At 75.1% G+C, this 7,433-nt stretch carries 9 protein-coding genes; all 9 read left to right on the forward strand.

Going from position 1 to position 7,433, the window contains the following annotated elements:
• Positions 1–1,725 (forward strand): ATP-dependent zinc metalloprotease FtsH (gene ftsH, locus AB7J25_RS29205; RefSeq protein ID WP_428514350.1); only part of this gene is annotated, 1,725 nt, incomplete at its 5' end.
• A gap of 23 nt (positions 1,726–1,748) precedes the next feature.
• Positions 1,749–2,363, forward strand: coding sequence for a GTP cyclohydrolase I FolE (folE, locus tag AB7J25_RS29210; RefSeq protein WP_428514352.1), 615 nt, complete (start codon positions 1,749–1,751; stop codon positions 2,361–2,363).
• Entirely contained in the window at positions 2,363–3,223 is an 861-nt protein-coding gene (gene folP, locus AB7J25_RS29215) for a dihydropteroate synthase (protein WP_428514354.1), read from the forward strand. The genes folE and folP overlap by 1 nt, the downstream gene beginning before the upstream one ends.
• A complete protein-coding gene (folB, locus tag AB7J25_RS29220; protein WP_428514355.1) occupies positions 3,220–3,612 on the forward strand; it encodes a dihydroneopterin aldolase in 393 nt (130 codons plus the stop codon). Before folP ends, folB begins: the two co-directional genes overlap by 4 nt.
• 55 nt (positions 3,613–3,667) lie before the next feature.
• Positions 3,668–4,177 (forward strand): 2-amino-4-hydroxy-6-hydroxymethyldihydropteridine diphosphokinase, encoded by a 510-nt coding sequence (gene folK / locus AB7J25_RS29225; protein WP_428514357.1) that lies wholly within the window; start codon positions 3,668–3,670, stop codon positions 4,175–4,177.
• Positions 4,174–4,683, forward strand: a complete 510-nt coding sequence (locus tag AB7J25_RS29230; protein WP_428514359.1) for a DUF3180 domain-containing protein — start codon at positions 4,174–4,176, stop codon at positions 4,681–4,683. Before folK ends, AB7J25_RS29230 begins: the two co-directional genes overlap by 4 nt.
• Before the next feature lie 20 nt (positions 4,684–4,703).
• The gene (locus AB7J25_RS29235) at positions 4,704–6,119 is read left to right on the forward strand and encodes a PrsW family intramembrane metalloprotease (protein ID WP_428514361.1); all 1,416 of its coding nucleotides are present in this window, start codon (positions 4,704–4,706) and stop codon (positions 6,117–6,119) included.
• Positions 6,120–6,363: 244 nt separating this feature from the next.
• Positions 6,364–7,254, forward strand: a complete 891-nt coding sequence (locus tag AB7J25_RS29240) for a Rossmann-like and DUF2520 domain-containing protein (RefSeq protein ID WP_428514363.1) — start codon at positions 6,364–6,366, stop codon at positions 7,252–7,254.
• The coding region (locus tag AB7J25_RS29245) for a pantoate--beta-alanine ligase (protein WP_428514365.1) at positions 7,251–7,433 on the forward strand (183 nt) is incomplete at its 3' end. The genes AB7J25_RS29240 and AB7J25_RS29245, both read left to right, overlap by 4 nt.

Raw genomic sequence — 7,433 nt, forward strand, 5'->3', positions numbered from 1 at the left:
CGCTACCAGGCCCTCGGGGCGAAGATCCCGAAGGGCGTGCTGCTCTACGGGCCGCCCGGCACGGGCAAGACGCTGCTCGCGCGGGCCGTCGCGGGCGAGGCGGGCGTGCCGTTCTACACGATCTCCGGTTCGGACTTCGTCGAGATGTTCGTCGGCGTCGGCGCCAGCCGGGTGCGGGACCTCTTCGAGCAGGCCAAGCAGAACTCGCCGTGCATCATCTTCGTCGACGAGATCGACGCGGTCGGCCGCCAGCGCGGCGCTGGCCTCGGCGGCGGGCACGACGAGCGGGAGCAGACGCTCAACCAGCTGCTCGTCGAGATGGACGGGTTCGACGCGCGCGGCGGCATCATCCTCATCGCGGCGACGAACCGGCCGGACATCCTGGACCCGGCGCTGCTGCGTCCCGGCCGGTTCGACCGGCAGATCCCGGTGGGCGCGCCGGATCTCGCGGGGCGGCGCGCCGTGCTCGCGGTGCACTCGAAGGGCAAGCCGCTCGGCCAGGACGCCGACCTGGAGGCGCTGGCCAAGCGCACGGTCGGGATGTCGGGTGCCGATCTCGCGAACGTCATCAACGAGGCCGCGCTGCTGACCGCGCGCGAGAACGGCAGCGTGATCACGGCGGCGGCGCTGGAGGAGTCGGTCGACCGCGTGGTCGGGGGGCCCCGGCGCAAGTCGCGGATCATCTCCGAGCAGGAGCGCAAGCTCACCGCGTACCACGAGGGCGGGCACGCGCTGGCGGCCTGGGCGATGCCGGACCTGGAGCCGGTGTACAAGCTCACGATCCTGCCGCGCGGGCGCACCGGCGGGCACGCGCTCGTCGTCCCGGAGGACGACAAGGGCCTCATGACGCGGTCGGAGATGATCGCGCGCCTGGTGTTCGCGATGGGCGGGCGCAGCGCCGAGGAGCTGGTGTTCCACGAGCCCACCACCGGCGCGTCCAGCGACATCGACCAGGCCACGAAGATCGCGCGCGCCATGGTGACCGAGTACGGCATGAGCGCGCGGCTGGGCGCAGTGCGCTACGGCCGCGAGCAGGGCGACCCGTTCCTGGGACGCACGATGGGCACCCAGCCGGACTACTCCATCCAGGTGGCGCAGGAGATCGACGAGGAGGTGCGCAAGCTCATCGAGGCGGCGCACACCGAGGCGTGGGAGATCCTCAACACCTACCGGGACGTGCTGGACGAGCTGGTGTTCGAGCTGCTGGAGAAGGAGACGCTCACCCGCTCGGATCTCGAACGCATCTTCTCCCACGTGGAGAAGCGGCCCCGGATCACGGCGTTCAACGACTTCGGGGGGCGCACCCCGTCGCAGAAGCCGCCGATCCTCACGCCCGCCGAGCGGGCGCGCGCCGCCGGCGAGCCGTGGCCGCCGGACGCGACCCCGGAGCGGGAGCCCACGCCGGTGGGTTCCTACCCGGTGGGTGGGGACCCCGTGCCCGTCCCCGGCCCGAACGGGCATCCGGCCGAGCACGGCCCGAACGGCGATCCGCAGAACGGGGTGCCGGCCCAGCCCGCCACGCCGGCACACAGCGCGCCGACGCCGCCGTGGGGCGAGCGCCAGCAGCCGCCCGCGGCGCCGCCGTCAGCGGTGCCACCGAACTACGGTGCGCCGCCGGACTGGCGCCCCGCGACCACTCCGGGCGGTCGCGAGTGGCCGCCGGACGGCGCATGGGGCCGCCCGCGCGAGGAGCGTGAGCGGCACGACACGGGCGGGTCGAGCTGAGCCCCGGCCACGCCGACGGCGCCATGCTCCCGGTTGCGGGTACGGGGGAGCACTCCCGCAACGGGCGACCGACGATGGACCGTGCGCGGGCGGAGGCTGCCGTGCGGGAGCTGCTCCTCGCCTGCGGCGAGGACCCCGACCGTGAGGGCCTGCGGGACACGCCCGCGCGGGTGGCGCGGGCGTACGAGGAGATCTTCGCCGGCCTCTACACCGACCCGGACTCCGTGCTGGAGAGGACGTTCGACGAGCAGCACCAGGAGCTGATCCTGGTACGGGACATCCCCGTCTACTCGACGTGCGAGCACCACCTCGTCACGTTCCACGGGACGGCGCACGTCGGCTACATCCCGAACGAGGACGGCCGGGTCACCGGGCTGTCGAAACTCGCGCGGCTGGTCGACCTCTACGCCCGGCGCCCGCAGGTGCAGGAGCGGCTCACGGGGCAGGTCGCGGACGCGATGGTGCGCAAGCTCGACCCGCGCGGCGTGATCGTGGTGATCGAGGCCGAGCACCTGTGCATGGGCATGCGCGGGGTGCGCAAGGCCGGGTCCCGGACGCTGACGTCGGCCGTGCGCGGCCAGTTCGCGACGTCGCCGTCGTCGCGGGCCGAGGCGCTCGCACTCATCCGGGGCGGCTGATGGCGCTTCCGCACCCGGGGCGCTGCGTCGTGATCGGGGTCCTGAACGTCACGCCGGACTCGTTCTCCGACGGTGGCCGCTTCCTGGACCGCGACGACGCCGTCGCGCACGGGGTGGCGCTGCGTGCCGAAGGTGCCGACCTCGTGGACGTCGGCGGCGAGTCCACACGGCCGGGTGCGGCCCGGGTCGAGGCGTCCGTCGAGTGCGCGCGCGTGCTGCCGGTGATCCGCGAGCTGGTCGCCGAGGGGGTGTCGGTGAGCGTGGACACCACGCGGGCCGCGGTCGCGGAGGCCGCGGTCGAAGCGGGTGCGAGCGTCGTCAACGACGTGTCCGGGGGGCTGGCCGATCCGGGGATGGCGCGGGTGGTGGCGCAGGCGCGACTGCCCTGGATCCTCATGCACTGGCGCGGCCACAGCGCGTCGATGGACGAGCTCGCCACCTACGGCGACGTCGTGGCCGACGTGCGCGCCGAGCTGGTGGCGCGAGCGGACGCCGCGGTGCTCGCCGGGGTGGACCCGTCCATGCTGGTCCTGGACCCCGGCCTGGGGTTCGCGAAGCGCGCCGCCCACAACTGGGCGTTGCTGCGCAGGCTGGACGTCCTGGTGGCGCTGGGCTTCCCCGTGCTGGTGGGAGCGTCGCGCAAGCGGTTCCTCGGCCAGCTCCTGGCGGACGCGGACGGCGCACCGCGCCCGCCGGCGGGCCGCGACGTGGCCACGGCTGCGGTGAGCGCCCTGGCCGTCGCCGCAGGCGTGTGGGGCGTGCGCGTGCACGACGTGGCGTCCACGATGGACGCGATCGCGGTGAGCGCGGCGTGGCAGCGGGACGGCCCGCGCGCGCGGACGCCGGGAGTCCCGCCGTGACGGGGGACCGGATCGAGCTGCGCGGGCTGCGCGTGCGCGGCCACCACGGCGTGTTCGCGCATGAGCGCCGCGACGGCCAGGACTTCGTCGTGGACGTGACGGCGTGGCTGGACCTGCGGGCCGCGGCGGCGTCCGACGACCTCGCCGACACCCTGGACTACGGCGCGCTGGCCCAGCGGGTCGCGGCGATCGTGGGGGGCGAGCCCTGCGACCTGATCGAGACCGTGGCGGGCCGCATCGCGGACGAGGTGCTCACCGATGCGCGCGTGCGGGCCGTCGAGGTGGTGCTGCACAAGCCGCAGGCGCCGATCCCGGTGGAGTTCGCCGACGTCGCGGTGGTGGTGCACCGCTCCCGTGCGGGTGCCCGCGGCTGGGTGATCCCGGCGTGACCGCGAGTTGCGCATCTCGTCGGCGCGAGTTGCGCATTCCGTCAGGACGTCCGCGATGACCCGCGCCGTGCTCTCCCTCGGCTCCAACCTCGGCGACCGCCTCGCCCACCTGCGCACGGTCACCGCCGATCTCGGGCAGGCGCTCGTCGCGGCCTCGCCCGTGTACGAGACGCAGCCGTGGGGCGGGGTCGAGCAGGGCCCGTTCCTCAACGCCGTCGTGATCGCCGACGACGAAGGCGTCGACGCCTGGGGCTGGCTGCGTCGCGGCCAGGCGCTGGAGGAGGCGGCCGGGCGGGTCCGCGAGGTCCGGTGGGGCCCGCGCACCCTCGACGTCGACGTCGTGGCGGTGTGCGGCCCGCAGGGACCCGTCACCAGCACCGATGCGGCGCTGCTGCTCCCGCACCCGGGCACCCCCGAGCGGGCCACCGTGCTGCGCCCCTGGCTGGACGCGGACCCGGACGCCGTCCTCCCCGGGCACGGCCCCGTCGCGGACGTGCTCGCCGCGCTGGGGCCGGACGCGGAGCGGGGCATGGTCCGCCGCGACGACCTGCGGATCGTGTCGTGACCGACCTGTCCGCTCCGACCCGCGTGCGCGACCTGCTCGCCGTCGGCGCCGTCGTGGCGCTGGTGGCGAACCTGCTGGTGAGCGCCACCTACAGCGAGCTGCCCGCGTTCCCGCTGTTCGCCGGCGTGACGCTGGGCGCGCTCGGGGTCGCCGAGGCGGTCGGCGGCACGCTGCTGCGCAGGCGCATCCGCGGCGAGCCCGGCACCCGGCCGGTGCACCCGTTGGTCGCGGCGCGGGCCGTGGTGGTCGCGAAGGCGTCGGCGCTCGCCGGCGCGATCATGACGGGGGTGTGGGCCGGGTTCCTCGGCTACGTCCTGCCGCGCAGTGCCGACATCAGCGCCGCCGCCGCGGACACCGTCGCCGTGTCGATCGGGCTCGTCTGCGCGCTCGTGCTGGTCGGGGGCGCGTTGTGGCTGGAGTACTGCTGCCGTGCCCCGTCCGGGCCCGAGGACCCGGACGATCCGGATGATCCGGACGCCGAGCCGCGGCTGCCCGCCTCCGGGTGATCGCCCCGTAGGCTGCCGACATGACGGCAGTAGCGAGCGGGCCGCCCGTGCCCACGCCGCAGCGTCAGCGCCAGCTGGTGCTCGCGCCTGTGCTCGGCCTCGTCGCGCTGAGCATCTGCGGGCTCGTCGCCGTCGCGATCGTGGGTACGTCCATCGGCACCGCGGGCGTCGTCGTCGGCACCGTCTGCGCGCTGCTGCCGGTCGGCCCGGTGGTGGCCACCTTCCTGTGGGTGGACCGGTGGGAGCCCGAGCCCCCGCGGCTGCTGCTGTTCGCGTTCCTGTGGGGCGCCGGCTTCGCCGCGCTGTCCTCGCTGATCCTCAACAGCACGGCGTCCTTCTTCGCCGACGTCGCGCTCGGCGCCGGTAGCGGAGACGTCATCGGTGCGGTCGTGGTGGCGCCGTTCGTCGAGGAGGCCATGAAAGGCGCGTTCCTCGTCGGGCTGCTGCTGTTCCGCCGCCGCGAGTTCGACGGCATCACCGACGGCATCGTCTACGCGGGCCTCGTCGGGGCCGGGTTCGCGTTCACCGAGAACATCCTCTACCTGGGTTCGGCCTTCGCCGAGCAGCAGATGATGGCGGGTGCGTCCGGCGCGGTGCTCGGCACGCTGTTCCTGCGCGGGGTGCTCTCGCCGTTCGCGCACCCGCTCTTCACCGCGATGACGGGGATCGCGGCGGGCATCGCGGCGAGCCGGCGCAACGTCGGCTCGCGCATCGGGATCGTGCTGGTCGGCTACGCCGGGGCGGTGCTGCTGCACGCGCTGTGGAACGGCTCGGCCACGTTCCTGGGCGGCGGGGGCTTCTTCGGCGTCTATCTCGTGATCATGGTGCCGTTGTTCGTGAGCCTGATCGGGCTGGTCATCTGGCAACGCGGGCGTGAGCAGCGCATCGTCGCCGAGCAACTGCCCGGCTTCGCGCAGGCGGGCTGGATCGCGGCCAGCGAGGTGCCCCTGCTGTCGAGCCTCGCCGGGCGCAGCGGCTGGCGGAAGGCCGTCAAGCGCCGGTCGGGCACGGAGGCCGCCCGGGCGGTCGGGGCCTACCAGGCAGCCGTCACCGAGCTCGCGTTCCTGCGCGCCCGGATCGCGCGCGGGTCCGTGAGCGCCAGCGCCGCCCGCTGGCACGACGAGCTGCTGCGCGAGCTGTTCGCGGCCCGACAGCGGGCGATCGGCAATCCCGAGGCGCTGACGGCCGCGTGGCGCCTGCCCCCGCCGCCGGGCTGGCAGCCGCCGCCGCAGCAGTGGCGTCCCCCGCCGACGCCGCCGCAGGGCTGGGCGCCGGCCTGGCCCCCGCCAGGCCGGCCTCCGCCGTCTCGCGGGCAGCCGCTCCGGCACCCGCCGTGGCCACAGCAGGGCGGGCCGCCACCATCACAGCGCCCGCCAGAGCACCCGCCGCGGAACGCGCCGCAGCACCCCCCGCAGTCCCGGTGGCCGCCCCGGTGACCGTCGAGAACGACGTTCTGCAGCCCGGAAGGCCCTGAGATCCTGCACAACGTCGTTCTCGACGGGGGTCGTGAAGCCGGTCACGCCGGTCGGCGCCGATCCTCGTGGCGCGTCTAACCTGTGCCTGCGCCGCCACTGGCGGTGATCGTCCGGTACCCGCAGGAACGGGACTGGAACGAGCGAGGAGTTCGACGATGAACGTGCCGCTTTCCGCTGCCACGTGCCTCACCCTCCGGGGGACGACGTGACGGCGCGCCCCGCCCGTCTCGGCGTCGGCGTCGTCTCCGCGGGCCGCGTCGGGTCGGTCCTCGGGGCCGCCTGGTCCGCCGCGGGCCACCACGTCCTTGCCACCTCGGGGGTCTCCCGGGCCTCGGTCAGGCGGGCCGAGGAGCTGCTGCCCGGCGTTCCCCTGCTGCCCCCCGACGAGGTCGTTGCCCGAGCCGACCTGGCCCTGCTCGCCGTCCCGGACGACGTGCTGGGTGGCCTCGTACGCGGGCTGGCCGCGGCGGGGGCCTTCCGGGCGGGGCAGATCGTCGTGCACACCAGCGGCGCCCACGGCGTGGCCGTGCTCGCCCCGGCCGCGGAGCTGGGCGTGCTGCCGCTGGCGCTGCACCCGGTGATGACGTTCACCGGCCGCTCCGAGGACGTCGCCCGGCTCGCGGGATGCTCGGCCGGCGTCACGGCCGCGGACGGTGACGAGGCGGCGTGGAGCGTCGGCGAGGCGCTGGTCGTGGAGATGGGTGCCGAGCCGGTGCGGGTAGCGGAGAACCTGCGCCCGCTCTACCACGCCGCGCTGGCCCACGGCGCGAACCATCTGGTCACGCTCGTGCGCGACTGCGCCGAGACCCTCGAGCGCGCCGGCATCGGCCCGGCCGACCGGGTGATCGCGCCGCTGCTGTCCGCGGCGCTGGACAACGCCCTGCGCCACGGCGACCGCGCGCTCACCGGGCCGGTCTCCCGCGGCGACAGCCGCACCGTCGCATCGCACCTGCGCGAGCTGCACGCCGTCGACCCGGAGATGGAGCGCACCTACCGGGTGCTCGCCCGCCGGACCGCGCACCGGGCCGCGAAGTCCGGCCTGCTTCCCGACCACCTCGCCGACGAGGTCCTGAACACCCTGGAGGAGAACCCGTGATCGGAGCGAGGACCCGCGGCGGGTTCGCGCCGGGGCAGCTCACGGTGCACGCGAGCCCCGCCGCGATCGCCCCGGTGACCCGCGCGCTGCGGGCGGCGGGCCGCAAGGTCGCCCTCGTCCCGACGATGGGGGCGCTGCACGAGGGGCACCTCGAGCTGATCCGGCACGCCCGCCGGGTG

This window comes from Pseudonocardia sp. (assembly GCF_050246655.1).
Taxonomy (GTDB): Bacteria; Actinomycetota; Actinomycetes; order Mycobacteriales; family Pseudonocardiaceae; genus Pseudonocardia.

What these genes read in the sequence shown, in the direction of transcription:
- folE (WP_428514352.1), top strand. Translation starts at nt 1,749, where the DNA reads ATGCTCCCGGTTGCGGGTACGGGGGAGCACTCCCGCAACGGGCGACCG.
- folP (WP_428514354.1), top strand. Translation starts at nt 2,363, where the DNA reads ATGGCGCTTCCGCACCCGGGGCGCTGCGTCGTGATCGGGGTCCTGAAC.
- AB7J25_RS29235 (WP_428514361.1), top strand. Translation starts at nt 4,704, where the DNA reads ATGACGGCAGTAGCGAGCGGGCCGCCCGTGCCCACGCCGCAGCGTCAG.
- folK (WP_428514357.1), top strand. Translation starts at nt 3,668, where the DNA reads ATGACCCGCGCCGTGCTCTCCCTCGGCTCCAACCTCGGCGACCGCCTC.